Below are 23,609 nucleotides of genomic sequence, written 5' to 3' on the forward strand. Positions count from 1 at the left end.
GTCGTCACAACAGGAACAGGGTGGCGAGACCCAGGAAAATGAAAAAGCCGCCGGAGTCGGTGCAGGCGGTGATCAGCACGCTGGAGCCCAGCGCCGGGTCGCGGCCGGAGCGCTGCATCAGGCAGGGAATCAACACGCCCATGGTGGCGGCCAGCATCAGATTGAGCAGCATCGCGCCCAGCATCACCAGACCCAGCGAAAAGCTGCCGTACAACAGCCAGGCCACGCTGCCTATCACCCCGCCCCACAGCACGCCGTTGATCATGCTGACTCGCAACTCCTTGCGCCACAAACGCCAGGCCTGGCTCAGCTGCATCTGCCCCATGGCCAGCGCCCGCACGATCATGGTGATGGTTTGATTGCCGGAGTTGCCGCCGATGCCGGCGACGATGGGCATCAGCGCGGCCAGGGCCACCAATTGGGAAATGGAATGTTCGAACACGCCGATCACCCGCGAGGCGATGAAGGCGGTGCACAGATTGATCGCCAGCCAGGCCCAGCGGTTCTTCACCGAGTCGATCACCGGCGCGAACAGGTCTTCTTCCTCTTTCAAGCCGGCCAGATTCAGCACTTCACTGTCGGATTCCTCGCGGATCACGTCCACCATCTCGTCCACGGTCAGCCGGCCGATCAGCTTGCCGGCCTCGTCCACCACCGGCGCGGTGATCAAGTCGTAGCGCTCGAAGGCCAGCGCCGCGTCGGCGGCGTCCTCGTCCGGGCTGAAGCTGACCAGCTCGGTGGCCATCACTTCGGCCACCAAGGCGTCGGGGTCGGACACCAGCAGTTTGCGGATGGACAGCACGCCCTTGAGCAGGCCCAAGTCGTCGATGACGAAGATTTTGTCGGTATGCGCCGGCAGTTCGTCGAAACGGCGCAGATAGCGCAGCACCACTTCGCAGCTGACGTCGGCGCGAATCTTGACCAGGTCGAAGTCCATCAGCGCGCCGACCTTGTCCTCATCGTAGGACAGCGCGGATTGCAGCTGGGCGCGCTCTTCCTCGTCCAGGCCGCCCATCACTTCGTACACCACCTGGCGCGGCATGTCCGGCGCCAGTTCGGCCAGTTCGTCGGCGTCCAGTTGCTCGGCGGCGTTGACCAGCTCGCCGTGCTCCATCACTTCGATCAGCGATTCCCTGACCGCGTCGGACACTTCCAGCAGGATGGCGCCGTCGCGCGCGCCGCCCACCTGGTCCCAGACCAGCAGGCGGTCTTCCAGCGGCAAGGCTTCCAGGATATGGGCGACGTCGGCCGGGTGCAGCTGCTCCAGCTTCAGCCGCAGCGCTTCCAGATTGTAATGCGGGGCCAGCGGGTCCGTCGGCGGCTCGGACGCCTCCTGACGGGATACAAGATCTTCCAACTGCCGCTGGCGCTCGATCAGGCGCTGCACCAGGGCCAGGCTTTCTTGCAGACGATCGGCGGATTGTTGCTTGAAGGCAACCGTCATGCACGTCTCCTTCCGCCCAGATGGCGCGCGCGGCGCGGGCGGTCTGAGGCGGGCGTTATTCTCTAACGGTAAATCGGGATTGGATTACGGGGTAACTGGGTAAGTCCATTGCGTAGCCGCCATGCCTCGCGCATGGCGCACTCAAAGAAAGTCGCGATTGTAACATGCCGCCTGCGCCGCTCCAATCCGGCCCCCGGGCGCTCACGGCAGTTCCACATAGCCCATACGCCGCTGGATGATGCGGGTCTTGCGCGCCAGGCCCGGCGCGCCGCGATGGCTGTCGTAATAGCGCGGATTGGGCACCATCGCCGCCAGCTTGGCCGCCTGCGACGAAGACAGCCGCGCCGCGCTGGAGCGGTAGTAATAGCGCGAGGCCGCCTCCGCGCCGAAAACCCCGTTGCCCCACTCGATCACGTTCAGGTAAATCTCGAAAATGCGCCGCTTGTCCAACACCGTTTCCAGCATCACCGTGATCAAGGCTTCCTCCACCTTGCGCCACGGCGTCTTGCTGCTGGACAGGAACAAATTCTTGGCCAGCTGCTGGCTGATGGTGGAGCCGCCGGCGACGATCTTGCCCTTCTTCAGATTTTTTTCGAAAGCGGCCTCGATGCCGTCCCAATCGAAACCTTCGTGATCGACGAACTTGGCGTCTTCCGACGCGATCAGCGCGCGCTTCAGATTGGGCGAGATCTGCTCGTAACTCACCCATTTGTGGCGCAGCTCCGCCTCGGGATCGTCCTGCTGCAGCTTGGCCAGCTGTTCGTTCATGAAGGCGCTGGCCGACGGATTGTGGCCGCGCCAATAAACGATATGGCCGAAGATCCACAGGTTATACAGCAGAAAGGCGGCCATCAGGGCCGCCAGTACTTTCAGGAAGAGACGCATCATCTGACTCGCGAAGCGAGCCCCCTCGCAGAGCAAGGGGGATTGGGATTCAAACCGCGGGAGGGGAAAGCGACGCCTTGTTGATGGGTCCGGACCCGCCGGACCCGGCGAGCGTCAGGCCAGCACTTCCCGCAGCATATTGGTCACCTTGCGGGTGGTCGGCTCCACGCCGCGCCAGATGGCAAAGGACTCCGCCGCCTGCTCCACCAGCATGCCCAGGCCGTCGGCCAGCATGCCGGCGTTTTCCGCCTGCGCGCGTTGCAAGAAAGGCGTCAGGCCCTTGCTGTACACCATGTCGTAAGCCAGGGTGCGCGCGGTGAACAGGCCGTAGGGGATGGGCGGCAATTCATTGCTGAGGCTGGTCGAGGTGGCGTTGATCACGATGTCGAAGCTGCGGCCCTTCAATTGCTCGTAGCCTATGGCCTCCACCTTGCCCCAGGGCGCGAAGTGATGCGCCAGCGCCTCAGCCTTGATCAGCGTGCGGTTGGCGATGGTCAAGGAGGCCGGCTTTTGCGCCAGGATGGGTTCCAGCACGCCGCGCACCGCGCCGCCCGCGCCCAGGATCAGCACCTTGGCGCCGGCGATCGGGTAGTCCAGATTGTCCACGATGTCGCGCACCAGGCCCACGCCGTCGGTATTGTCGCCGTAGATCTTGCCGTCGCGGAAGCACAGGGTGTTGACCGCCTCCGCCGCGCGGGCGCGCTCGGTCAGCTCATTGGCGAAACGGTAGGCGTCGCCCTTGAACGGCAGCGTGATATTGAGGCCCTTGCCGCCGGCGGAGACGAACTCGGCCACCACCTCGTTGAAACGCCCCAGTTCGGCGAACAACTTGTCGTAAGCGATATCCTGGCCGGTGGCCGTCGCGAATTCGTTATGGATGAACGGCGACTGGCTGTGCGAAACAGGGTTGCCGATAACGGCGTAACGGTCGGTCATGAGTCAGCTTTCCAAGATTTGGCTATGTTTTCGGTATTCGGATAGAGAGTGGCTAATAAAGCCCCGGCGCCGCGTCGCGCTTGGCTTTGTTGGCGGCTCTCGTCGCGTCCGCGCCGCCCTGCCGGCGGCGCTATGACACTTTGCCGTGGAATACGCCAAACTTCAACCACGACGTCGCCGCGCCGGCCCCGGCTCAGCCTTGTTGCCAGGGCAGGCCGCGCGCTTTCCAGCCGCCCACGGTGTTGCGGTGGCCGTCGGCGTCCTTGTCGCCCTCAAACCCCTCCAGCACGTTGTAGGCTTCGGTGTAACCGGCGGCGGCGGCCATGCGCGCCGCTTCGTCCGAGCGCACGCCGGAACGGCACATCAGCATCAGCACGCCGTCCTTGGGCAGCATGTCCTGCAATTGCTCGATGAAACGCGGATTGGGCTGCATGCCGGGAAAGCTCCGCCACTCCAGCCGCTGGGCATAGGGCACCACGCCGACGAACTGCCATTCCGCCGCGCTGCGCACGTCCAGCAGCACCGCTTCCGGCATCGCCTGCTTCAGCTGGTGCGCTTCCTGCGGCGTCAAGGCACCGCGATAGGGCAGGCCCTGTTCTTCCGCCCGGCGCCGCGCCTGTTGCAATAGCCGCGTCATCTGATCCATGCAAGCTCTCCCCGCGGCCCGGCCGCCTTGTCGAACCGCCGACACCCCTTGACGCTGCGCCGGCCGGCCTCAGCGTCTTAGCGGGGTTTTGTCAGCCGCTCTCGTTACCTTATATACGGTATATACGGATTATCCATATCGACGAAGACGGCCGCAATGCCGTCAACGCCCTGTTTTGGTGCATAAGCCGAATCCAGGCACCACCCTGGTTCATTCAACTCCGCTAGCGCCCGGTTTTGGGCTATGACACAATGGAATCTCAGCGATTTCAAAGCTGGCACGCTTAATGCTTAAGAGCCTGCCATCCACTCATTCGCACATGATGCATGTAGCCTTTCAGGAGAAAACCATGGCGGTTGCAGACGTAGTCAAGCTGATTACCGAAAATGATGTCAAGTTCATCGACCTGCGCTTTACCGATACCCGCGGCAAAGAACAACACGTGTCGATTCCGGCCCATGTGCTGCTGGACGATCCGGACGCATGGTTCGAACACGGCCACGCTTTCGACGGTTCCTCGATCGCGGGCTGGAAAGGCATCCAGGCATCCGACATGCTGCTGATGGCCGACCCGGCCACCGCCCGCATCGACCCGTTCTACGACGAACCCACCGTCTTCCTGCACTGCGACGTGATCGATCCGGCCGACGGCAAGGGCTACGACCGCGACCCGCGCTCCATCGCCAAACGCGCCGAAGCCTATCTTAAGGCTTCCGGCCTGGGCGATACCGCCTATTTCGGCCCGGAACCGGAATTCTTCATCTTCGACAGCGTGACCTGGGGCACCGACATGTCCGGCTGCTTCGTCAAGATCAAGGCCGAAGAAGCCGCCTGGGCGTCCGCCGAAGAGTTCGAAGGCGGCAATATGGGCCACCGCCCGGGCATCAAGGGCGGTTACTTCCCGGTGCCGCCGGTGGATTCCTCGCAAGACATCCGCTCCGCCATGGTGCTGCTGCTCGAAGAGCTGGGCATCCCGGTGGAAGTGCACCACCACGAAGTGGCCACCGCCGGCCAGAACGAGATCGGCACCAGGTTCAGCACCCTGACCCAGCGCGCGGACTGGACCCAGATCCTGAAATACGTGGTGCACAACGTGGCCCACAGCTACGGCAAGACCGCCACCTTCATGCCCAAGCCCATCGTCGGCGACAACGGCTCCGGCATGCACGTGCACCAGTCCATCTGGAAGGACGGCAAGAACCTGTTCGCCGGCGACGGCTACGCCGGCCTGTCCGAAACCGCGCTCTACTACATCGGCGGCATCATCAAGCACGCCAAGGCGCTGAACGCGATCACCAACCCGGGCACCAACTCTTACAAACGCCTGGTGCCGCACTATGAAGCGCCGGTGAAGCTGGCCTACTCCGCCAAGAACCGCTCCGCCTCCATCCGCATTCCGCATGTGGCCAGCCCCAAAGGCCGCCGCATCGAAGCGCGCTTCCCGGACCCCTTGGCCAACCCCTATCTGTGCTTCTCCGCTCTGCTGATGGCCGGCCTGGACGGCATCCAGAACAAGATCCACCCGGGCGACGCCGCGGACAAGAACCTGTACGATTTGCCGCCGGAAGAAGACAAGCTGATCCCGACCGTGTGCGCTAGCCTGGACGAGGCGCTGGCCGCTCTGGACAAGGACCGCGAGTTCCTGACCCGCGGCGGCGTGTTCTCCAATGACTGGATCGACGCCTACATCGAGCTGAAGATGCAGGAGGTCAACCTGACCCGCATGACCACCCATCCGGTGGAATTCGCGATGTATTACTCGCTGTAATACCGGCGCATGGAAAAACGGCAGCCTCCGGGCTGCCGTTTTCATATATGACTTGTCCGGCGGATTTGCATATCATTGCAGAGCTGAAACCCGGAACTCGACACGCCGCCCATGAAAACTCTATCGCTTTGTCTCTTGCTGTTGCTGAGCGCCTCCGCTCACGCCACCGTTTACAAGTACGTGGACAAAGACGGCAACGTCACTTTCACCAATGTGCCGATACGCGGCGCGCAGGCGATCCGGCTCAACCCGCTCTCCTCCTATCCCAGCCAGCACAAGAAAAGCGCCTCCCCCGCCAACAGCAGCGGCGGCAACGGAGACGCCAAGCCCTCCGGCAGCTACCCCAGCGTCGACCCCGGCACCCAGAAGCAGCGCGACAACGGCCGCCGCAAGATCCTGGAGCAGGAGCTGGCCAATGAGCAAAAAGCGCTGAGCGAGGCGGAAAAGGCGCTGACCGACGGCAAGGCCACGCGCAACGGCGACGAAACCCGCAATTACCAGAAATACCTGAACCGGGTGCAGAAGCTGCAGGACGAAGTCACCGACCGCCAGAAAAACGTGGAAGCCTTGCGCCGCGAGCTGGGGCAGAACTAGTTTGACGCACCATCATGGTGCATACTGAAAAGAAATGGGCCATTCCCGGGCGCGCGGGCATGGCCCGAATTTTGCTCAGCCTGCGCAAGCCCTCCGCCTCAGCCTACAGGACACACCGCACCATGCCGCCGACCAGCTTTGCCGGACTAGAACTGCTGGACACCCCCGTGCTGATCGTCGACGCCGACGGCGCGCTGCATTTCGTCAATCCCGCATGCGAGAACCTGCTGGCGTTGGGCTGCCGCGAGCTGCGCCGCCACAGCCTGTTCGATCTGTTCCAGCCCTGCCCGGCGCTGCGCCAGGCGCTGTCCACCGCGCTGCGCCACAACGCCAGCTTCATCGAGCACGATCTGGAACTGATCCCGCAGCACAGCGAGCAGGCGCTGCACATCGCGCTGTCGGTGGCGCCGGTGGACGCGGACGGCGGACTGGCGCTGATCGAACTGCGGCCGCTGGATCAGCAGTTGAAGATCGCCAACGAGGAACGGCTGCTGCTGCAACACCAGGCCAATCGGGAGCTGATCCGCAACTTGGCCCATGAGATCAAGAACCCGCTGGGCGGCATCCGCGGCGCGGCGCAATTGCTGGAGCACGAGTTGCTGGACCGCCCGGAGCTGAAGGAATACACCGCGGTGATCAAGGAGGAGGCGCTGCGGCTGCAATCGCTGGTCGACCGGCTGCTGGCGCCGCACCGCAGCCATGTGCGCGGCGAGATCAATATCCACGAAGTGCTGGAACGCGTGCGCAGCATCGCGCTGGCCGAATATCCGCAGGGCCTGCAGATTCGCCGCGACTACGACACCAGCCTGCCCCAGCTGGTGGCCGACAAGGAACAGCTGATCCAGGTGGCGCTCAACATCGTCAAGAACGCCGTTCAGGCGATGAAGGGCCGCGGCCAATTGATTCTGCGCACCCGGGTGGCGCGCCAGGTGACGCTGGCGCGCAAGCGCCACACCCTGGCATTGAAATTGCAGATCATCGACGACGGTCCCGGCATCCCCGACGAGATCAAGGACCATATTTTCTACCCGCTGGTCACCGGCCGCGCCGAAGGCACCGGCCTGGGGCTGACCCTGGCCCAGGCCTTCGTCCACCAGCACGGCGGCAATATCGAATTCGACTCCCGGCCGGGACAGACCTGCTTCACCGTGACCTTGCCTTTCGCCACGGATTGAGCGGACCCGTCCACCCCAAACACATTGCCGCCGCCCGCTCACGCCGGCGGCGCCGAGCACAAGGATTTCGCGATGAACCAAGCGGTATGGATTATTGACGACGACAAGGCGATACGCTGGGTGCTGGAAAAGGCGCTGGGGCGCGCCGGCATCGGCTTCGACAGCTTCGCCAGCGCCGACGACGCGCTGAACGCGCTCTACGACCGCGCCCCGCAAGTCATCATTTCGGACATCCGCATGCCGGGCACCGACGGGCTGAAATTCCTGTCCAAGGTCAAGTCCGAGCACCCGACGCTGCCCGTCATCATCATGACCGCGCACTCCGATCTGGATTCCGCGGTGGCGGCCTTCCAGGGCGGCGCCTTCGAATACCTGCCCAAACCCTTCGACGTCGATCAGGCGGTGCTGCTGATCGAGCGCGCGCTGGCGGAAAGCCGGCCGGACATCGCGGTCAGCGATCATCCGGAAGCGATGCCGGTGCTGCTGGGCCAGGCGCCGGCGATGCAGGACGTGTTCCGCGCCATCGGCCGGCTGTCCCAATCCAACGTCACCGTGCTGATCACCGGCGAATCCGGCACCGGCAAGGAGCGCGTGGCCGAGGCCCTGCACCGCCACTCGGTGCGCGCGGGCAAACCCTTCATCGCGCTGAACACCGCCGCCATTCCCAAGGACTTGCTGGAGTCGGAACTGTTCGGCCATGAAAAAGGCGCGTTCACCGGTGCGCAAGCCACCCGTCGCGGCCGCTTCGAGGAGGCCGAGGGCGGCACGCTGTTCCTGGACGAGATCGGCGACATGCCCACCGAGCTGCAAACCCGGCTGCTGCGCGTGCTGTCCGACGGGCACTTCTACCGCGTCGGCGGCCACACCCCGATCAAGGCCAATGTCCGCGTCATCGCCGCCACGCATCAAAACCTGGAACAGCGCGTGCGCGACGGCCAGTTCCGCGAAGACCTCTACCACCGCCTGAACGTAATCCGCCTGCGGCTGCCGCCGCTGCGCGAACGGCGCGAGGACATCCCGCTGCTGGCCCGCCACTTCCTGGCCAAGAGCGCCACCCAGCTGGGCGTGGAACCCAAGCGGCTCAGCGACGCCGCCATGGACGTGGTCAAGCACAGCCTGTTCTCCGGCAATGTGCGCGAACTGGAAAACCTGTGCCAGTGGATCAGCGTGATGGCGCCCGGCCAGACCGTGGAAGTGGCCGATCTGCCGCAGGAACTGCGCGACCCGGCCGCCGGCGCGCGCCATGCCGGCGGCGCGGAAGCGGGACAGCTTGACTGGCCGCAGCTGCTGGCCGAAGAGGTCAGCCGCCGCCTGCGCGCCGGCGAGGCCGGCATCATCGACGAGCTGACCCGGCGCTTCGAAACCAGCTGCATCCGCAGCGGCCTGACCCATACCGGCGGCCGCAAAGTGGAGGCCGCCCACCTGCTGGGCTGGGGCCGCAACACCCTGACCCGCAAGATCCAGGAACTGGGTTTGGAAGCCCATGCCGATGAAAGCCATGACAAGGCCGATCTCGGGCTCATAAAATGAATCCATGATCATTCCGCAAGGACCCGCCCATGTCCAAATCCGCGCTGGCGCTGCTCACCCTGCTGGCCGGCGGGTGGGTCCACGCCGCTCCCGTCCTACGCATCGTCGTCGGCAGCGCCGAACCGGCGCCCTTCATCCAACAGACCTCCTCGCAACTGTCCGGCCCCGTCATCGACCTCGCCCGGCAAGCGGCGGAACACTGCGGCCTGCACGCCCAGTTCCGACAGCTGCCGGCGCGACGCCTGCTGCGCAGCCTGGCGCTGAACCAGGCCGACGCCGCCGCCATGCTCTCCTTCCAGACTGACCGCGCCAAGCAGATGCTCTATCCGATGCGCGGCGAGCTGGCGGACAGCCGGCTGAGGCTGACCGCGCTGTCCTACGTGCTCTACGTTCCGCAAGCTTCAACACTGCGTTGGGACGGCCACCGGCTGGACCTGCCCGAGGACGACAGCGTCGGCGTCAATCGCGGCTGGTCGGTCATCCGCGTATTGAAAGCCCGCCGGATTCCCACCGAGGCCGGCGCCGATCTGGAAGAAAATTTCGCCAAGCTGCAGGCGGGCCGCATCGCCGCCTTCGCCATGCACGAACCCGGCGGCGACGCTTACCTGGCGCAACACCCGCAGCTGCGCATGAAAAAGCTGCTGCCGCCGCTGAAGACCGAAAACAGCTATCTGGTGTTCGGCAAGGCTTACGGCCAGGCGCATCCGGAACGCATGCGCTGCGTCTGGAATCAATTGCCGTCGCTGCGCCGGCAATTGGACCTGCCCTAAGAGCCGGTTCACAGTCTCTTGAGCAAGGGCGAGACCAGCGGAGAAAGCGGAATCTACTCGTGGCGCATGAGCATGTCGCAGACGGCGCGCAGCCGATCGTAAACCGCTTCCCAGTCAGGCGGCCGCGCCCAGCGGCGTCAGCCCCGGCAAGGTGGCGAAGCTCTGCTCTCTCACCGTGACCAGAAAATCCTGCATATAGGCGAGGCCGCCGTCGTCGCTGCGCACCGCCGCGTACAACTCGCTGCTCAAACCGCTCTCGCCTATCGGCCGCGCCACCACGTAGCCGCGCTCCAGATAGGGCTTGACCGCCCAGTAGGGCAAGGCCGCCACCCCGCGGCGGCTGGCCACCAGCTGGATGATGGCGATGGTCAGCTCGCTGCTGCGCCGCGCCGGGTTGACGCCCGCCGGACGCAAAACCTTGCGCACCAGATCCAGCATCTCGTCCGGCACCGGGTAATGGATCAGCGTTTCCCCGGCGAAGTCCTCCGCCAGCCAGCAGCGCTTGTTCGCCAGCGGGTGATCCCGCGCCACGATGCCCACCATCTCATAAGCGAACAGCGGCTGGTAATCGACGCCGGCCTGCGGCTCCGCCTCCGACACGATGGCCAGATCGGCGCGATGGCTCAACAGCAGGCTGACCGGATCGGTGTGGAAGCCGGACACGATGTCCAGTTCAACGCCCGGCCAATGCTGGCGGAATGCGTCCATCGCCGGCATCAGCCAATCGAAGCAGGTATGGCACTCCACCGCCACCCGCAACTCGCCGGCCTCCCCCTGGCGCAGCCGCGCCAGATCGCGCTCCGCCGACGCCACCCGGGCGTTCAGGTCGTGCGCCAGCGCCAGCAGCCGCTCGCCGGCGGCGGTGAAGCGCAACGGCTGGGTCTTGCGCTCGAACAAGCTCATGCCATAGCCCTGCTCCAATTGTTTCAACTGGTGCGAGAGCGCGGACTGGGTCAGGAACAGGCGGCTGGCCGCCAAAGACACGCTGCCGGTTTCGGCCAGCGCCAGCAGGGTGCGCAGATGTCGGATCTCCAAAAAGCTCATCATGAATTCATTTCATGTTAACTGGCAAAATAATGAGTTTGTATCATACAACAGCTTGCGCAATGCTAGGGACATCACGAACCAAGGAGTCCGCCATGACCACCCTGCACCTGCTCGGCTTTCCCCGCATCGGCGCCAAGCGCGAACTGAAGACCCTGCTGGAAAACTACTGGAAAAACGAAATCGACGAAGCCGCGCTGCTAAGCGGCGCGCGCGAACTGCGCCAGCGCCACTGGCTGCTGCAAAAAGGCGCCGGCGTGGAACTGTCCCCGGTCGGCGACTTCTCCCTGTACGACCACGTGCTGGACGCACAGCTGTTGGTGGGAGCTATTCCGCCGCGCTTCAGCTTCGACGCCGCCCGGCTGAGCACCGAGCAATATTTCCAACTGGCGCGCGGCAACGCCGGCCAGCCAGCGCTGGAAATGACCAAATGGTTCGACACCAACTACCACTACCTGGTGCCGGAATGGCATGAGGACACCGCCTTCCAGGCGCAGCCGGAGCGCCTGCTGGCGCAAGTGCGCGAAGCCCAGGCCCTGGGCCTGCGCGCCAAGCCGGTGCTGCTGGGACCGCTGTCGCTGCTGTGGCTGGGCAAGGCCAAGCACGCCGGCCTGGACAGGCTGTCCTTGCTGCCCGCCCTGCTGCAGGCTTATCGCGACGTGCTGGCCGCGCTGGCGGCGGCCAAGGTGGAATGGGTGCAGATCGACGAGCCCATCCTGGCGCTGGACCTGCCGCCGGAATGGCTGGCCGCCTTCGAACCCGCCTACCGGCAATTGCAGGACGGTTCCTTGAACCTGCTGCTGGCGACTTACTTCGGCAGCGTCGCCGAACACGCCGAGTTGCTGCAACGCTTGCCGGTGGCCGGCCTGCACCTGGACCTGGTGCGCGCGCCGCTGCAACTGGCGGCCTTCGCCGACGGCTGGCCGCAGGACAAGGTGCTGTCCGCCGGCGTCATCGACGGACGCAATATCTGGCGCGCCGATCTGTCCCGCGTGCTGGCCAGCCTGCAACCCTTGGCCGCCGATCTGGGCGAGCGTCTGTGGATCGCCCCCAGCTGCTCGCTGCTGCACGCGCCCTTCGACCTGGCCGCGGAAACCCAGCTCGACGTCGACGTCAAAACCTGGCTCGCCTTCGCGGTGCAAAAACTCAATGAGCTGAAAGTGCTGAAACGCGGCGTGGAGCAAGGCCGCGAAGCCATCGCCAATGAATTGGCCGGCAGCGACTACGCCCGTCAGCAGCGCGCCGCCAGCCCGCTGATCCACCGCCCCGAAGTCCAACAGCGCCTGGCCACGCTGCCGGCCGACGCCGACCGCCGCCACAGCGCCTATCCGGCGCGCGCCGCCGCGCAGCAAGCCTGGCTCAAGCTGCCGCTGCTGCCCACCACCACCATAGGTTCCTTCCCGCAGACGGCCTCCATCCGCGGCGCTCGCGCCGCCTTCAAACGCGGCGAGCTGTCCGCCGACGCCTACCGCCAGGCGATGCGGCAGGAAATCGAGCTGGCGATCCGCCGTCAGGAGGCTTTGGACATCGACGTGCTGGTGCACGGCGAGGCCGAACGCAACGATATGGTGGAGTACTTCGGCGAGCAATTGTCCGGCTTCGTGTTCACAGCGGGCGGCTGGGTGCAAAGCTACGGCAGCCGCTGCGTGAAGCCGCCCATTTTGTTCGGCGACGTGGCGCGGCCGCAAGCAATGACCGTGGAATGGGCGGAGTACGCGCAAAGCCTGACCCCGCGTCCGGTCAAGGGCATGCTGACCGGCCCGGTCACCATCCTGCAATGGAGCTTTGTCCGCGACGACCTGCCGCGCGGCGAAGTCTGCCGCCAGATCGCCCTGGCGCTGAACGACGAGGTGCGCGACCTGGAGACCGCCGGCATCCGCGTGATCCAGATCGACGAACCGGCCATCCGCGAAGGCCTGCCGCTGAAGCGCGCCGACCGCGCCGCCTATCTGGATTGGGCCGGCGAGGCGTTCCGGCTGTCTTGCCACGGCGTGGCCGACGCCACCCAGATCCACACCCATATGTGCTATTCGGAGTTCGGCGACATCCTGCCGGCCATCGCCGCGCTGGACGCCGATGTGATCACCATCGAAACCTCGCGTTCGGACATGGAGCTGTTGCAGGACTTCGGCCACTTCCGCTATCCCAACGCCATCGGCCCCGGCGTCTACGACATCCACAGCCCGCGGGTGCCGCCGGAAGCGGAAATCCAGCAGCTGCTGGAAAAGGCGCTACAGGTGATCGAGCCGGAAAAACTGTGGGTCAACCCCGACTGCGGCCTGAAAACCCGCGGCTGGCCGGAGGTGGAGGCCGCGCTCTCCAGCATGGTCAAGGTCAGCAAGACGCTGCGCCGGCGTCTGGCGCAGGAGGCCGACGCCGTCGTTTGAAGCGTTCAATCTGTCGGCACAATAGAAAAGGCCCCTCGATCGAGGGGCCTTTTTTCGTTCCGACTCAAGGCTGCAACATGCCCGGCGTCATCATCGCCTTCAAACGCGTCTGCTCTATGCCGTGGCGCTCGCGGTGGCTCAACCACCAGATCGAGCCCTTCTTCACGCTCCACAACTGCTGCTGCTCGGACAACAGGCTGGACGCCAGCCAGCCGATATAGGGCTGATGGCCGACCAGCACCACGGTGCGGTCCGTCTCCGGCCAGCCTATCGCCTCCAGCACCTCCTCCGGCGACGCCGTCGGGTTCAGCGCCGGCAAGGTCTGAAAGCTTTTCGCCAGCAAGGCCGCCGTCTGCTGCGAACGCTTGGCCTCCGAGGCCAGCAGCAGATAATCGCGCGGCAGGCGCACCCGCAGCCAGGACGCCATCTGGCTGGCCTGCTGCTGTCCGCGCCGCGTCAGCGCGCGAGCCAGATCATCGGAGCCGTCCTCGGCCTCGGCGTGGCGCCACAAAATCAAATCCATACACACCCCTCGTCAAATATTTTTAATTCGGCGCAAGCGAGCCAAGTCGGGCACCCGCCCAGGGCGGGATGCGCGGCTTGGCGCGACTGCGAAATGAAAACCGCCGGCGCGCTACAACGGGAACAGCGCCAGCAGCAAGGGCACCAACAAGGCGGTGAGCACCCCGTTCAAGCCCATCGCCAGGCCGGCGAAGGCGCCCGCAGTCTCCGACAGCTGAAACACCCGCGCCGTTCCAATCCCGTGCGCGGAAATGCCGGCGGCCACGCCCAGCGCCATATCGTCGCGCAGGCGCAGACCGTTGAACAAGGGCCGCGCCGCCACCGCGCCGAAAACGCCGGACAGGATCACGCACATCGCCGCCAACTCCGGCACCCCGCCTATGCTTTGCGACACGCTCATCGCGATCGGCGTGGTCGCCGCCCGCGTGCTCAGCGACAGCAAAACCTCGCGCGGCAAGCCGAACAGCCAGCCCAGGCCCACGGCGCTGACGACGCCGGTGACGCCGCCCAAGGCGATGCTCAGCGCCAGCGGCCCGGCCGCGCGCTTGAGCCGGCTCAGATTGCCGTACAAGGGCACCGCCAAAGCCACCGTCGCCGGCCCCAGCAACATCTGTATCCACTGCGCGCCCTGCATGTACTGCCGGTAATCGGTGCGCGTCAGCAATAGCCAGCCCAGCACCAGCAACACCCCGATCAAGACCGGGTTGGACAGCGGATGGCCGCGGCAACGGCGATTAAACCCCAAGGCCAGCCGGTAAGCCAGCAGCGTGATGAACACCCCGGTCAGCGGCGACTCCCTCAGCGCGGACAATACGCCGACGCTAGTCATGCCCGCCTCCTCGCCGCCGCGCCAGCATCCAATGCAAGGCCAGCCCCGGCACCAGCAAGGTGATCAAGGTCGACAAGACCAGCACCGCCGCCAGGCGCGCACCGTAATCGGCCAGCAAGGCCTGATACGCCAGCACCGCGCCGCCGGCCGGGATGAACAGCAAGGACATATGCGCCAGAAAACGCGGCGCATGGGTCTGCAGCGTCGCCGGCGCCCCGCGGCGCGCGCACAAGGTGACGAACAGCAGCAGCATGCCCAGAACCGGTCCCGGCACCGGCACGCCCAAACCGCGCGACAAGACCTCCCCCGCCAATTGATAGCCCAGCAGCCACAGCGCAGTCTCCATCATGCGATCATTCCTCCTTCCCCTTGATGACGACATGATAATCCGCCGGCTTGCGCTTGGGGATAGACAGATGGGCGCGCGTCGCGTCGCAGAAGGGGCGGGACAAGCCCCCGCCGGCTTTGGCATAATGCGCGCCATGCCCAATCCCCCAATCTGGCTGCCGGAACCGCCGGCGCTGTCCGCCGCCGCGCAATCCTGTCTCACCGAAGCCGGCTCGCTGACCGAACGGCTGCAAAGCACCGGCCGCCGCTTCGCCGTGCGCGTGCTGCGGCAAGGCCCCGACGCCTGCCTGGAAGACGAGGCGCAGCCGCTCGGCCTGGCCGCCGGCGCGCCGCTGCAGGCCCGCGAGGTGGCGCTGACTCTGGACGACACCCCGGTGGTGTTCGCCCGCAGCGTCACCCGTCTGGACTGCGCGGCCTGGCAGCCCATTCTAGACCGCGGCAGCCGCTCGCTGGGTCTGACATTGTTCGGCGGTCTGCCCGATTTGCTCCGCGACCCGCTGCGCTACCGCCTCATCGCCGCCGATCATCCGCTGTTCGCGCCGGCGGCCCGACTCAGCCCGCACGCCAGCTACCCGGCGCGGCGCTGCCGCTTTCTGCTGCGGCAGGCGCCCTTGCTGGTTTGCGAACTCTTTTTGCCGGAGCTGGAGAATTTCCTGCGATGAACGCCACCCGCCTCAATGAACGTTTGACGGTTTACATGCAACTGATGCGCATGGACAAGCCCATCGGCACTTTCCTGCTGCTGTGGCCTACGCTGTGGGCGCTGCTGATCGCCGGCCAGGGCCGGCCCGACCCGCTGATCGTGCTGATCTTCGTCGTCGGCACCTTTCTGATGCGCTCGGCCGGCTGCGTGATCAACGACTACGCGGATCGCGACTTCGACGGCCACGTGGCGCGCACCCGGCAACGGCCGTTCGCCCGCGGCGCGGTCGGCAAGAAGGAGGCCTTGCTGCTGGCAGCAGGTCTGGCCTTGCTGTCGCTGCTGCTGATCCTGCCGCTGAACGGCCTGACCCTGCTCTTGAGCGTGCCGGCGCTGTTCATCGCCGCCAGCTATCCGTTCACCAAGCGCTTCTTCCCGGTGCCGCAAGCCTATCTGGGCCTGGCCTTCTCCTTCGGCATCCCGATGGCCTTCGCCGCCCAGACCGGCGAGGTGCCGGCGCTGGCCTGGCTGCTCTTGCTGGCCAACGCCAGCTGGACGCTGGCTTACGACACCGCCTACGCGATCAGCGACAAGCCGGACGATCTCAAGATCGGCATCAAGACCTCGGCGATCACCTTCGGCGACTACGACGTGCTGGCCATCATGCTGTTCCACGCCGTCTTCCTCGCGCTGATGGCCGGTATCGGCCTGCATCTGGCGCTGGCCTGGCCTTTTTACCTGTCCTTGCTCGTGGCCGTCGTCTTGATGGCCAAGCAATATCAGGACATCAGGGAACGCGACCGCGCCGCCTGCTTCAAAGCCTTTCTCGACAATAATCGCGTAGGCGCGGCCATCCTCGTCGGCGTGGCGCTCAGCTACTGGTTGCCGTAAAACCCAATGTCATCATTTTGCGGCGCAGCGATACTTTGTGAATTCCTGTGAACTTTTCGAGAAGGGTTCAATCCCAGAGAAGGCATATTCCACCCATTTGGAATTGCAGCCGACATGCACCACCGGCTTCACACAAGAAAGGACATATCATGAAACTGATTTCCGCTCTGATCGCCGCTGCTTTCGCCACTAGCGCCCTGGCCGCCTCCCCGGCGTCCGCGCCCGCCGCCGAAAAGAAAATGGAGCATAAGGCCGAACACAAGCAGGCCGGCAAAAAGCACCACAAGAAGCATGCTTCGGGCGCCGCGCACCACAAGAAATCCGGCCACAAGCATTCGGGAAAGAAAGCTGAACACAAAGCGGCTTCCGCCGCCAAGTAATTGATCGCCGGGCCGAGGGCCCGACGCAAAAACGCCGCGGCTCGCCATGCGCCGCGGCGTTTTCATATCCGGGTACGATCAAAGGCCGGCCGGAGGCCGGCGGCGGGCGTCAGCCGGGCGGAGAATTATTCGCCGAAGCCACAGAACACCTCGCGCATCATCTTCAAGACTTCCAGCGTGCGGATGTCGCCGACGCGGTAATAAACGCGGTTGGCGTCCTTACGCGTGCGCAACACGCCCTTGTCGCGCATAATGGCCAAATGCTGAGAAATATTGCTCTGCGACGTGCCCACCTGCTCGACTATATCCTGCACGCTCACTTCCTGGTCTTCCAGCACCGATATGATCTTCAAACGCAGCGGGTGCGACATGGCCTTCATCGCCCTCGAGGTCTGCTCGATCTGGTCATCGTTGAACAGCAAGGCTTCTCTCCCTGTAGAGTCATTTTATTTAGTCTGACTGCGGTACAATACTACACTAAATCCAATACCATCAAGATTTTCTAATATTCAGAATGTGAATGCCATGAAATCCATCAAACCGGTGTTGTTGTTGATTCTCGACGGTTTTGGCCATCGCACCGAAGGCGATGACAACGCAATTCTTCATGCCTCGATGCCTAATTGGAACCGTCTGCGCCAGACCTTCCCCTACGGCACCATCAACGCCTCGGAAAACTTCGTCGGCCTGCCCTCCGGCCAGTTCGGCAATTCCGAAGTGGGCCACCTCAACATCGGCGCCGGTCGCGTGGTGCAACAGGACATCAGCCGCATAGACTGCGACATCGAAGACGGCCGCTTCGCCGCCAATCCCGCGCTGGTCTCCGGCATCGCCAAAGCCAAGGACGCGACGCTGCACATCATGGGCCTGCTGTCCGACGGCGGCGTTCACAGCCATGAAAACCACATTCACTCGCTGATCCGCGCGGCCCAGGCCGCCGGCGTCGCGCGCATCCACGTGCACGCCTTCCTGGACGGCCGCGACACACCGCCGCGCAGCGCCAAGACCTATCTGGAACGGCTGGACGCGGTGCTGGCGGAATGCCCGGCCGCGCGCCTGGCGTCCGTGACCGGCCGCTACTGGGCGATGGACCGCGACAAACGCTGGGAGCGCCTGGAGCCGGCTTACCGGCTGCTGGTGGAAGGCGAAGGCCTGTTCCACGCCCGCAACGGCCTGGAAGCGCTGGAAGCGGCCTACGCCCGCGACGAGAACGACGAGTTCGTCAAGGCCACCGCCATCGGCGAGAGCGCCCGGATGCGCGACGGCGACGTCGTGGTGTTCATGAATTTCCGCGCCGACCGCGCGCGCCAATTGGTCAGCGCGCTGACCGACCCGGCCTTCGACGGCTTCAAGGCGCGCCAGCCCAAGTTCGCCGACTTCATCACCCTGACCTCCTACGGCGAAGCCTACAGCCGCCTGTCCATCGCCTATCCGCCGCAGAAAATCAGCAACGGCTTCGGCGAATACCTGGCCAGCCAGGGCCTGAAACAGCTGCGCATCGCCGAAACCGAGAAATACCCGCACGTCACCTACTTCTTCAACGGCGGCGAGGAGCAGGTCTATCCCGGCGAAGACCGCATCCTGGTGCCATCGCCCAAGGTGGCCACTTACGACCTGCAGCCGGAAATGAACGCTGGCGAAGTCACGGACAAAATCGTCGCCGCCATCGCCTCCGGCCAATATCAGGCCATCATCTGCAATTACGCCAACGGCGACATGGTGGGCCACAGCGGCATCTTCGACGCCGCGGTCAAGGCGGTGGAAGCGCTGGACGACTGCGTCGGCCGCTGCGTGGAGGCGATGCGCGCCGCCGGCGGCGAGGTGCTGATCACCGCCGACCACGGCAATTGCGAACAGATGTACGACGCCGAACACCACCAGCCGCACACCCAGCACACGCTGAGCCCGGTGCCCTTCCTCTACGTCGGCCGTCCGGCCCGGATCCGCGCCGGCGGCTCGCTGCGCGACATCGCGCCGTCGCTGCTGGCGATGATGGGCCTGGAACAACCAGCGGAGATGACCGGTCAATCGCTGATCGAACTCCAATAAGACCCGCCGCCGCCGGCCCCGCCGGCGTCAAGGAGCCGGACCCCTCGCTCGAGGACGGGGCGTCCGGCCCGCGGCCCAAGCAGAAAGCATATTCCCGGCCATGAAACCCTATGTCCTGATGGCGGCCTTGATCGCCGGAACCAGCCACGCCGCGCCTCCGGCCTCCGCCGCGCTGTCCACCGCCCCGCACCAGCAAGATCTCAAATCGGTGCGCAAGGAAATCGACACCCTGAAAAAAGACATCGCCCAGAAACAGGCGGTGCAAAAAGAAGCGCAATCGGCGATCAAGGAATCGGAACAAGCCATTAGCCAGACCAGCCAGGCGCTGGTGAAGCTGGAAAAGAAACAAAGCAGCTCGGAACAGCAGCTCGAAGCGCTGCGCGCCCAGATCAACGCCAGCCGCAACAGCCTGGCCGCGGTGCGCCAGCGCGTGGCCCTGATGCTGGCGCGCCAGTACAAGAGCGGCCAGCACGACGCGATGAAGCTGATGATGAACGCGAACGACCCCAATCAGAGCGCCCGCGACCTCGCCTACTATCAGCACATCGCCCGCGCCCAGCAGCAATTGGTGGCCCAGCTGATCACCCACCAGCACGAGCTGGAAGCGCTGTCCTTCCAGCTGGAGCAGGAACTGGCGCGGCTCAACTCGCTGTCGGACCGCAAGAGCCAGGAAAAGAGCTCGCTGCAGCAAGACAAGGCCAGCCAGCAGCAAGAACTCAACAAGGTCACCGGCGAGATCAAGACGGGACAGAGCAAACTCAGCCAGTTGCAGGAAAACGAAAAACGCCTGACCGGCCTGATCGCCCAGATCAACAAGGAAATCCAGCGTCGCCGCGCCGAGATCGCGCGCAAGGCGGCGGAAGAACGCAAGGCCAGGCTGGCCGCCGCCCGCGAAGCCGCGCGCAAGGAAAACGAACGCCGCCGCAAGCTGGCGGAAAACGCCAAGAAACAAGGCAAGCCGGTGCCGGAGGAAGCCAAGCAGACGGTCACAGTGAAAGAGGAAGCCATCACCGACGTGGCCGACGACAGCGCCGCCGGCCGCGCCTTCGTCAGCCTGCAGGGGCGGATGAAAATGCCGGTGGCCGGACAATTGGTCGGCCGCTTCGGCAAGCCGCGCCAGCAAGGCGTCAGCTGGAAAGGCCTGTTCATCCAGACCGCCAACGGCACCCCGGTGCGCAGCGTGGCCGACGGCACCGTGGTGTTCGCCGATCAACTGCGCGGTTTCGGCAACGCCGTTCTGGTCGATCACGGCGGCAATTACATGACGGTCTATACCGGACTATCGGTGATAGGCAAATCCGTGGGCAGCAGCGTCAAGGCCGGCGACACGATCGGCAACACAGGAACACTGGACAGCGGCGAATCCGGCCTGTACTTTGAAATCCGACACATGGGACGACCCCTAAACCCGCAAGCCTGGGCGCGCTAAGCCAGGCAACGGAGACAGATAACAAACATGAGCAGCCAAAGAATGAAGAAGATTGCCTGGCTAGTGGCCGGCGCCATGGCCGGCGGCGTGCTGACGCTGAGCATGCAAGCCTTTGCCGACAAGGGCGAATCCCCTCTGCCGCTGAGCGAGCTGCGCACCTTCGCCGAAGTGTTTGGCCGCATCAAGCAGGACTACGTCGACCCGGTGGAAGACAAGAAGCTGATCACCGCCGCCATCAAGGGCATGCTGACCGGTCTGGACCCGCACTCCGACTACATGGACCCGGAGGCCTTCAAGGAACTCAAGGAAGGCACCCAGGGCGAATTCGGCGGCCTGGGCATCGAGATCGGCGCCGAGGACGGCCTGGTCAAGGTGGTGTCCCCTATCGAGGACACGCCGGCGCAGAAGGCGGGCATCAAGAGCGGCGACCTGATCATCAAGATCGACGACACCCCGGTGCGCGGCCTGTCCCTGACCGACGCGGTGAAGAAAATGCGCGGCAAGCCGGGCACCAAGGTCACGCTGACCATCGCCCGCAAGACCGAGACCAAACCGCTGGTGTTCACGCTGGCGCGCGCGGTGATCAAGACCAAGAGCGTCAAATACAAGCTGTTGGAGCCGGACTTCGGCTATGTGCGCATCACCCAGTTCCAGGAGCACACCTCCGAGGACCTGGCCGCCGGCGTGCAGGCGCTTTACAAGGAAAACAAGCAGGGGCTGAAAGGCCTGGTGCTGGACCTGCGCGACGATCCGGGCGGACTGCTCAACGGCGCGGTCGGCGTATCCGCCGCCTTCCTCGCCAAGAACCAGCTGGTGGTCTACACCGAAGGCCGCACGCCGGACGCCAAGATGCGCTTGACCGCCAATCTGCAGAACTACGCTCGCCCCAACGGCAGCGACCCGCTGGCCCGCCTGCCGGTGGAAGCCCGCAACGTGCCGCTGGTGGTGCTGGTCAACGGCGGCTCCGCCTCGGCGTCGGAAATCGTCGCCGGCGCGCTGCAGGACCACAAGCGCGCGGTGCTGGTGGGCACCCAGACCTTCGGCAAGGGCTCGGTGCAATCCATCATGCCGCTGGGCAACGCCGGCGGCATCAAGCTGACCACCGCCCGCTACTTCACGCCCAACGGCCGCTCGATCCAGGCCAAGGGCATCGTGCCCGACGTGGTGGTGGAGGACGGCACGCTGACCGCGGCGGAACAAGCCATCCGCGTGCGCGAAGCCGATCTGGAAAACCACTTGGCCAACCCCAACGGCGAGGACAAGCCGGCGTCCAAGAGCAGCGTCAAGCCGGCTCCCGCTCCGGCCCCCCAGCCGGCCCCAGCCAAGCCGGACGACGGCAAGGACAAGGCCAAGCCGGAAGAAAAGAGCCAGTTCGGTCCGCGCGATCCCAACCCCAAGAACGACAACCAGCTGTCGCAGGCGCTGAACATTCTCAAGGTGCAGCAAATCCTGCAGAAAAAAGGCAGCTGATCCCGCGACGGCAGCCATCGCGCGCCCCTGGTTTTTCCAGGGGCGTTTTTCATGCGCGCCTGCTATTGTCCTCCTGCAAAACACCGTCATTCCTGCTACGCTATCCGGCTCAACCCTAGTTTTCCGGCCGGAGCCGCTGACCCCATGCTTACCCGCGAATTCGTGCTTTCCTTTCGCGAAGCCGCCCCCTATATCAACGCCTACCGCGGCAAGACCTTCGTGCTGGCCGTCAGCGGAGAAACCCTGCAGGACGGCGAATTCGCCAGCCTGGCCCAGGACATCAACCTCTTGGTCAGCCTGGGCGTGCGCATCGTGCTGGTGCACGGCATCCGCCCGCAGATCGAAGGCCTGCTGAAACGACACGGCATCGCCCGCCTGTTCCACCGCGACCGCCGCGTCACCGACGCCGCCACCATGGACGTGGTCAAGCAGGCGGCCGGCGCCACCCGCTGCGACATCGAAGCGCTGCTGTCCATGGGCATGCCCAATTCGCCGATGCACGGCGCCCATCTGCGCGTGGCCGGCGGCAACTTCGTCACCGCCCAGCCGCTGGGCGTGCTGGACGGCGTGGACATGCAATACACCGGCCAGGTGCGCCGCGCCGACGGCGCCGCCATCCGCGCCCGCCTAGACCACGGCGAGCTGGTGCTGCTGTCGCCCATCGGCTACTCGCTGACCGGCGAGGCCTTCAACCTGACCATGGAAGAGCTGGCCACCCATGTCGCCATCACCCTGAAGGCGGAAAAGCTGATCTTCGTGATCGAACAACGCGGCGTGATGCTGGACGAGGAACTGATCAGCACGCTGACCGCGCAGCAGGCCGAGGATCTGCTGGCCTCCGGCCGGCTGCAGGAAGACGTCAGCGCCTACCTGCCCTACGCCATCCGCGCCACCCGCGAGGGTATTCCGCGCGCCCACTTGATCAGCCGCCACGCCGACGGCGCCTTGCTGGTGGAACACTTCACCCGCGGCGGCAACGGCACCATGATCGCCCGCGACCCGCTGGTGAGGGTGCGCAACGCCAGCATCGAAGACATCGGCGACATCATCGGCCTGATCCAGCCGCTGGAAGAACAAGGCGTGCTGGTCAAGCGCAGCCGCGAACATCTGGAAGTGGAGATCGGCGAATACTCGGTGCTGGAGCACGACGGCAAGATCTACGGCTGCGTGGCCATGCACTCCTTCCCCGACTCCGGCACCGCCGAACTGGCCTGCCTGGCGGTGGCTCAGGACAAGCGCGACGGCGGCTTCGGCGAGATGCTGCTCAAACATGTGGAATACCAGGCGCGCACCCAGGGCCTGCAATCGCTGTTCGTGCTCACCACCCAGACCGCGCACTGGTTTGTCGAGCGCGGCTTCGCCGAGGCGGACAAGAGCGCGTTGCCGCTGGCGCGGCAGCAGTTCTACAACTATCAGCGCCGCTCCAAGGTTTTCGTCAAGGTCTTGTAAGCCTAGGGCCGCGTCGAGGTTGGAAGCGTTTCATCTCTGTGACACAATATTGAATTAACCTTTTTCCGATATTTTAAGGATTGCGCCATGAGCAGAACCGTCAATTGCGTCAAGCTGGGCCGCGAAGCCGAGGCCCTCGACTTCCCGCCGCTGCCGGGCGAACTGGGCAAGCGAGTGTTTGAGAACGTGTCCAAGGAAGCCTGGCAAGGCTGGCTGCGCTATCAGACCATGCTGATCAACGAAAACCGCCTGAGCCTGGCCGACGCCCGCGCCCGCCAGTATCTGGCCGCGCAGCTGGAAGCCTATTTCTTCGGCGACGGCGCCGACGCTCCCGCTGGCTATACGCCGCCGCAGAACTAATCGCCATGCCCAGCCCTCCAAGCGAGGGCTTTGTTTTTCCCTGAACTCTCCACTGTTGGCTTG

Annotated in this window: 23 protein-coding genes; 14 read left to right on the forward strand and 9 right to left on the reverse strand. The window is 64.8% G+C overall.

Going from position 1 to position 23,609, the window contains the following annotated elements; genetic code table 11:
• Positions 1–4 precede the first annotated feature (4 nt).
• The 4 genes from mgtE to QUG03_RS16320 all read right to left on the reverse strand — a co-directional run bounded on the left by mgtE (position 5) and on the right by QUG03_RS16320 (position 3,911).
• A complete protein-coding gene (gene mgtE / locus QUG03_RS16305; RefSeq protein ID WP_107798508.1) occupies positions 5–1,444 on the reverse strand; it encodes a magnesium transporter in 1,440 nt (479 codons plus the stop codon).
• Positions 1,445–1,645: 201 nt separating this feature from the next.
• Positions 1,646–2,332 (reverse strand): monofunctional biosynthetic peptidoglycan transglycosylase, encoded by a 687-nt coding sequence (gene mtgA / locus QUG03_RS16310; RefSeq protein WP_199225817.1) that lies wholly within the window; start codon positions 2,330–2,332, stop codon positions 1,646–1,648.
• A 111-nt stretch (positions 2,333–2,443) separates the two neighbouring features.
• A complete protein-coding gene (aroE, locus tag QUG03_RS16315; RefSeq protein WP_500820404.1) occupies positions 2,444–3,265 on the reverse strand; it encodes a shikimate dehydrogenase in 822 nt (273 codons plus the stop codon).
• 193 nt (positions 3,266–3,458) lie between these two features.
• The gene (locus QUG03_RS16320; RefSeq protein ID WP_107798506.1) at positions 3,459–3,911 is read right to left on the reverse strand and encodes a rhodanese-like domain-containing protein; all 453 of its coding nucleotides are present in this window, start codon (positions 3,909–3,911) and stop codon (positions 3,459–3,461) included.
• Positions 3,912–4,260: 349 nt separating this feature from the next.
• On the opposite strand from QUG03_RS16320, the gene glnA reads away from it, so the two are divergent.
• The 5 genes from glnA (at position 4,261) to QUG03_RS16345 (ending at position 9,748) form a co-directional block, all read left to right on the forward strand.
• Positions 4,261–5,679 carry a glutamate--ammonia ligase gene (glnA, locus tag QUG03_RS16325; protein ID WP_107798505.1) on the forward strand — a complete coding sequence of 473 codons (1,419 nt, stop codon included), beginning with the start codon at positions 4,261–4,263 and terminating at the stop codon, positions 5,677–5,679.
• A gap of 111 nt (positions 5,680–5,790) precedes the next feature.
• Complete coding sequence (locus QUG03_RS16330) at positions 5,791–6,273, forward strand: DUF4124 domain-containing protein (protein WP_107798504.1); 483 nt, start codon at positions 5,791–5,793, stop codon at positions 6,271–6,273.
• A 122-nt stretch (positions 6,274–6,395) separates the two neighbouring features.
• The gene (glnL, locus tag QUG03_RS16335; protein ID WP_500820405.1) at positions 6,396–7,448 is read left to right on the forward strand and encodes a nitrogen regulation protein NR(II); all 1,053 of its coding nucleotides are present in this window, start codon (positions 6,396–6,398) and stop codon (positions 7,446–7,448) included.
• 72 nt (positions 7,449–7,520) lie between these two features.
• On the forward strand, positions 7,521–8,978 hold the full coding sequence (ntrC, locus tag QUG03_RS16340; RefSeq protein WP_107801688.1) for a nitrogen regulation protein NR(I): 1,458 nt from the start codon (positions 7,521–7,523) through the stop codon (positions 8,976–8,978).
• 29 nt (positions 8,979–9,007) lie between these two features.
• The gene (locus QUG03_RS16345; RefSeq protein ID WP_500820406.1) at positions 9,008–9,748 is read left to right on the forward strand and encodes a substrate-binding periplasmic protein; all 741 of its coding nucleotides are present in this window, start codon (positions 9,008–9,010) and stop codon (positions 9,746–9,748) included.
• Positions 9,749–9,862: 114 nt separating this feature from the next.
• Here the strand turns inward: QUG03_RS16345 and QUG03_RS16350 are convergent, their stop codons facing one another.
• Positions 9,863–10,795 carry a LysR family transcriptional regulator gene (locus QUG03_RS16350; RefSeq protein ID WP_199225816.1) on the reverse strand — a complete coding sequence of 311 codons (933 nt, stop codon included), beginning with the start codon at positions 10,793–10,795 and terminating at the stop codon, positions 9,863–9,865.
• Between the two features lie 92 nt (positions 10,796–10,887).
• Here QUG03_RS16350 and metE point away from each other — a divergent pair, with 92 nt between their 5' ends.
• Positions 10,888–13,179, forward strand: coding sequence for a 5-methyltetrahydropteroyltriglutamate--homocysteine S-methyltransferase (gene metE, locus QUG03_RS16355; protein WP_500820407.1), 2,292 nt, complete (start codon positions 10,888–10,890; stop codon positions 13,177–13,179).
• Between the two features lie 64 nt (positions 13,180–13,243).
• On the opposite strand, the gene QUG03_RS16360 is transcribed toward metE, so the two are convergent.
• From QUG03_RS16360 to QUG03_RS16370, 3 genes are all read right to left on the reverse strand, one after another.
• Positions 13,244–13,702, reverse strand: coding sequence for a SixA phosphatase family protein (locus QUG03_RS16360; protein WP_107798500.1), 459 nt, complete (start codon positions 13,700–13,702; stop codon positions 13,244–13,246).
• 111 nt (positions 13,703–13,813) lie between these two features.
• Positions 13,814–14,530, reverse strand: a complete 717-nt coding sequence (locus QUG03_RS16365; RefSeq protein ID WP_235087306.1) for an LrgB family protein — start codon at positions 14,528–14,530, stop codon at positions 13,814–13,816.
• Positions 14,523–14,879, reverse strand: a complete 357-nt coding sequence (locus QUG03_RS16370) for a CidA/LrgA family protein (protein ID WP_486635641.1) — start codon at positions 14,877–14,879, stop codon at positions 14,523–14,525. The genes QUG03_RS16365 and QUG03_RS16370 overlap by 8 nt, the downstream gene beginning before the upstream one ends.
• A 133-nt stretch (positions 14,880–15,012) precedes the next feature.
• Between QUG03_RS16370 and QUG03_RS16375 the strand changes: the two genes are divergently transcribed.
• The 3 genes from QUG03_RS16375 to QUG03_RS16385 all read left to right on the forward strand — a co-directional run bounded on the left by QUG03_RS16375 (position 15,013) and on the right by QUG03_RS16385 (position 16,789).
• On the forward strand, positions 15,013–15,540 hold the full coding sequence (locus QUG03_RS16375; RefSeq protein WP_227104441.1) for a chorismate--pyruvate lyase family protein: 528 nt from the start codon (positions 15,013–15,015) through the stop codon (positions 15,538–15,540).
• Positions 15,537–16,409: a 4-hydroxybenzoate octaprenyltransferase gene (gene ubiA, locus QUG03_RS16380; RefSeq protein ID WP_235087302.1), complete on the forward strand. Its 873-nt coding sequence runs from the start codon at positions 15,537–15,539 to the stop codon at positions 16,407–16,409. Before QUG03_RS16375 ends, ubiA begins: the two co-directional genes overlap by 4 nt.
• A 149-nt stretch (positions 16,410–16,558) precedes the next feature.
• Positions 16,559–16,789: a hypothetical protein gene (locus tag QUG03_RS16385; RefSeq protein ID WP_199225815.1), complete on the forward strand. Its 231-nt coding sequence runs from the start codon at positions 16,559–16,561 to the stop codon at positions 16,787–16,789.
• 125 nt (positions 16,790–16,914) lie between these two features.
• On the opposite strand, the gene QUG03_RS16390 is transcribed toward QUG03_RS16385, so the two are convergent.
• Complete coding sequence (locus QUG03_RS16390; RefSeq protein WP_019100570.1) at positions 16,915–17,211, reverse strand: ArsR/SmtB family transcription factor; 297 nt, start codon at positions 17,209–17,211, stop codon at positions 16,915–16,917.
• A 103-nt stretch (positions 17,212–17,314) separates the two neighbouring features.
• Between QUG03_RS16390 and gpmI the strand changes: the two genes are divergently transcribed.
• From gpmI to QUG03_RS16415, 5 genes are all read left to right on the forward strand, one after another.
• Entirely contained in the window at positions 17,315–18,838 is a 1,524-nt protein-coding gene (gene gpmI, locus QUG03_RS16395; protein WP_500820408.1) for a 2,3-bisphosphoglycerate-independent phosphoglycerate mutase, read from the forward strand.
• 100 nt (positions 18,839–18,938) lie between these two features.
• Positions 18,939–20,267, forward strand: a complete 1,329-nt coding sequence (locus QUG03_RS16400) for a murein hydrolase activator EnvC family protein (protein ID WP_486635643.1) — start codon at positions 18,939–18,941, stop codon at positions 20,265–20,267.
• 42 nt (positions 20,268–20,309) lie between these two features.
• The gene (locus tag QUG03_RS16405; protein ID WP_107798493.1) at positions 20,310–21,737 is read left to right on the forward strand and encodes a S41 family peptidase; all 1,428 of its coding nucleotides are present in this window, start codon (positions 20,310–20,312) and stop codon (positions 21,735–21,737) included.
• Positions 21,738–21,881: 144 nt separating this feature from the next.
• Positions 21,882–23,186, forward strand: coding sequence for an amino-acid N-acetyltransferase (argA, locus tag QUG03_RS16410; protein ID WP_107798492.1), 1,305 nt, complete (start codon positions 21,882–21,884; stop codon positions 23,184–23,186).
• 87 nt (positions 23,187–23,273) lie between these two features.
• Positions 23,274–23,546 carry an oxidative damage protection protein gene (locus QUG03_RS16415; RefSeq protein ID WP_048409108.1) on the forward strand — a complete coding sequence of 91 codons (273 nt, stop codon included), beginning with the start codon at positions 23,274–23,276 and terminating at the stop codon, positions 23,544–23,546.
• Positions 23,547–23,609 lie beyond the last annotated feature (63 nt).

This window comes from Chromobacterium sp. CCUG 30098, assembly GCF_059916605.1.

Bases quoted from the DNA above. Each gene is read 5' to 3' on its own strand.
- QUG03_RS16360 (WP_107798500.1), bottom strand. From the start codon at position 13,702: ATGGATTTGATTTTGTGGCGCCACGCCGAGGCCGAGGACGGCTCCGAT.
- QUG03_RS16415 (WP_048409108.1), top strand. From the start codon at position 23,274: ATGAGCAGAACCGTCAATTGCGTCAAGCTGGGCCGCGAAGCCGAGGCC.
- mgtE (WP_107798508.1), bottom strand. From the start codon at position 1,444: ATGACGGTTGCCTTCAAGCAACAATCCGCCGATCGTCTGCAAGAAAGC.
- metE (WP_500820407.1), top strand. From the start codon at position 10,888: ATGACCACCCTGCACCTGCTCGGCTTTCCCCGCATCGGCGCCAAGCGC.
- argA (WP_107798492.1), top strand. From the start codon at position 21,882: ATGCTTACCCGCGAATTCGTGCTTTCCTTTCGCGAAGCCGCCCCCTAT.
- mtgA (WP_199225817.1), bottom strand. From the start codon at position 2,332: ATGATGCGTCTCTTCCTGAAAGTACTGGCGGCCCTGATGGCCGCCTTT.
- aroE (WP_500820404.1), bottom strand. From the start codon at position 3,265: ATGACCGACCGTTACGCCGTTATCGGCAACCCTGTTTCGCACAGCCAG.
- ntrC (WP_107801688.1), top strand. From the start codon at position 7,521: ATGAACCAAGCGGTATGGATTATTGACGACGACAAGGCGATACGCTGG.
- QUG03_RS16405 (WP_107798493.1), top strand. From the start codon at position 20,310: ATGAAGAAGATTGCCTGGCTAGTGGCCGGCGCCATGGCCGGCGGCGTG.
- glnA (WP_107798505.1), top strand. From the start codon at position 4,261: ATGGCGGTTGCAGACGTAGTCAAGCTGATTACCGAAAATGATGTCAAG.
- ubiA (WP_235087302.1), top strand. From the start codon at position 15,537: ATGAACGCCACCCGCCTCAATGAACGTTTGACGGTTTACATGCAACTG.
- gpmI (WP_500820408.1), top strand. From the start codon at position 17,315: ATGAAATCCATCAAACCGGTGTTGTTGTTGATTCTCGACGGTTTTGGC.
- QUG03_RS16350 (WP_199225816.1), bottom strand. From the start codon at position 10,795: ATGATGAGCTTTTTGGAGATCCGACATCTGCGCACCCTGCTGGCGCTG.
- QUG03_RS16330 (WP_107798504.1), top strand. From the start codon at position 5,791: ATGAAAACTCTATCGCTTTGTCTCTTGCTGTTGCTGAGCGCCTCCGCT.
- QUG03_RS16400 (WP_486635643.1), top strand. From the start codon at position 18,939: ATGAAACCCTATGTCCTGATGGCGGCCTTGATCGCCGGAACCAGCCAC.
- QUG03_RS16345 (WP_500820406.1), top strand. From the start codon at position 9,008: ATGTCCAAATCCGCGCTGGCGCTGCTCACCCTGCTGGCCGGCGGGTGG.
- QUG03_RS16385 (WP_199225815.1), top strand. From the start codon at position 16,559: ATGAAACTGATTTCCGCTCTGATCGCCGCTGCTTTCGCCACTAGCGCC.
- QUG03_RS16320 (WP_107798506.1), bottom strand. From the start codon at position 3,911: ATGGATCAGATGACGCGGCTATTGCAACAGGCGCGGCGCCGGGCGGAA.
- QUG03_RS16375 (WP_227104441.1), top strand. From the start codon at position 15,013: ATGCCCAATCCCCCAATCTGGCTGCCGGAACCGCCGGCGCTGTCCGCC.
- QUG03_RS16370 (WP_486635641.1), bottom strand. From the start codon at position 14,879: ATGATGGAGACTGCGCTGTGGCTGCTGGGCTATCAATTGGCGGGGGAG.
- QUG03_RS16365 (WP_235087306.1), bottom strand. From the start codon at position 14,530: ATGACTAGCGTCGGCGTATTGTCCGCGCTGAGGGAGTCGCCGCTGACC.
- glnL (WP_500820405.1), top strand. From the start codon at position 6,396: ATGCCGCCGACCAGCTTTGCCGGACTAGAACTGCTGGACACCCCCGTG.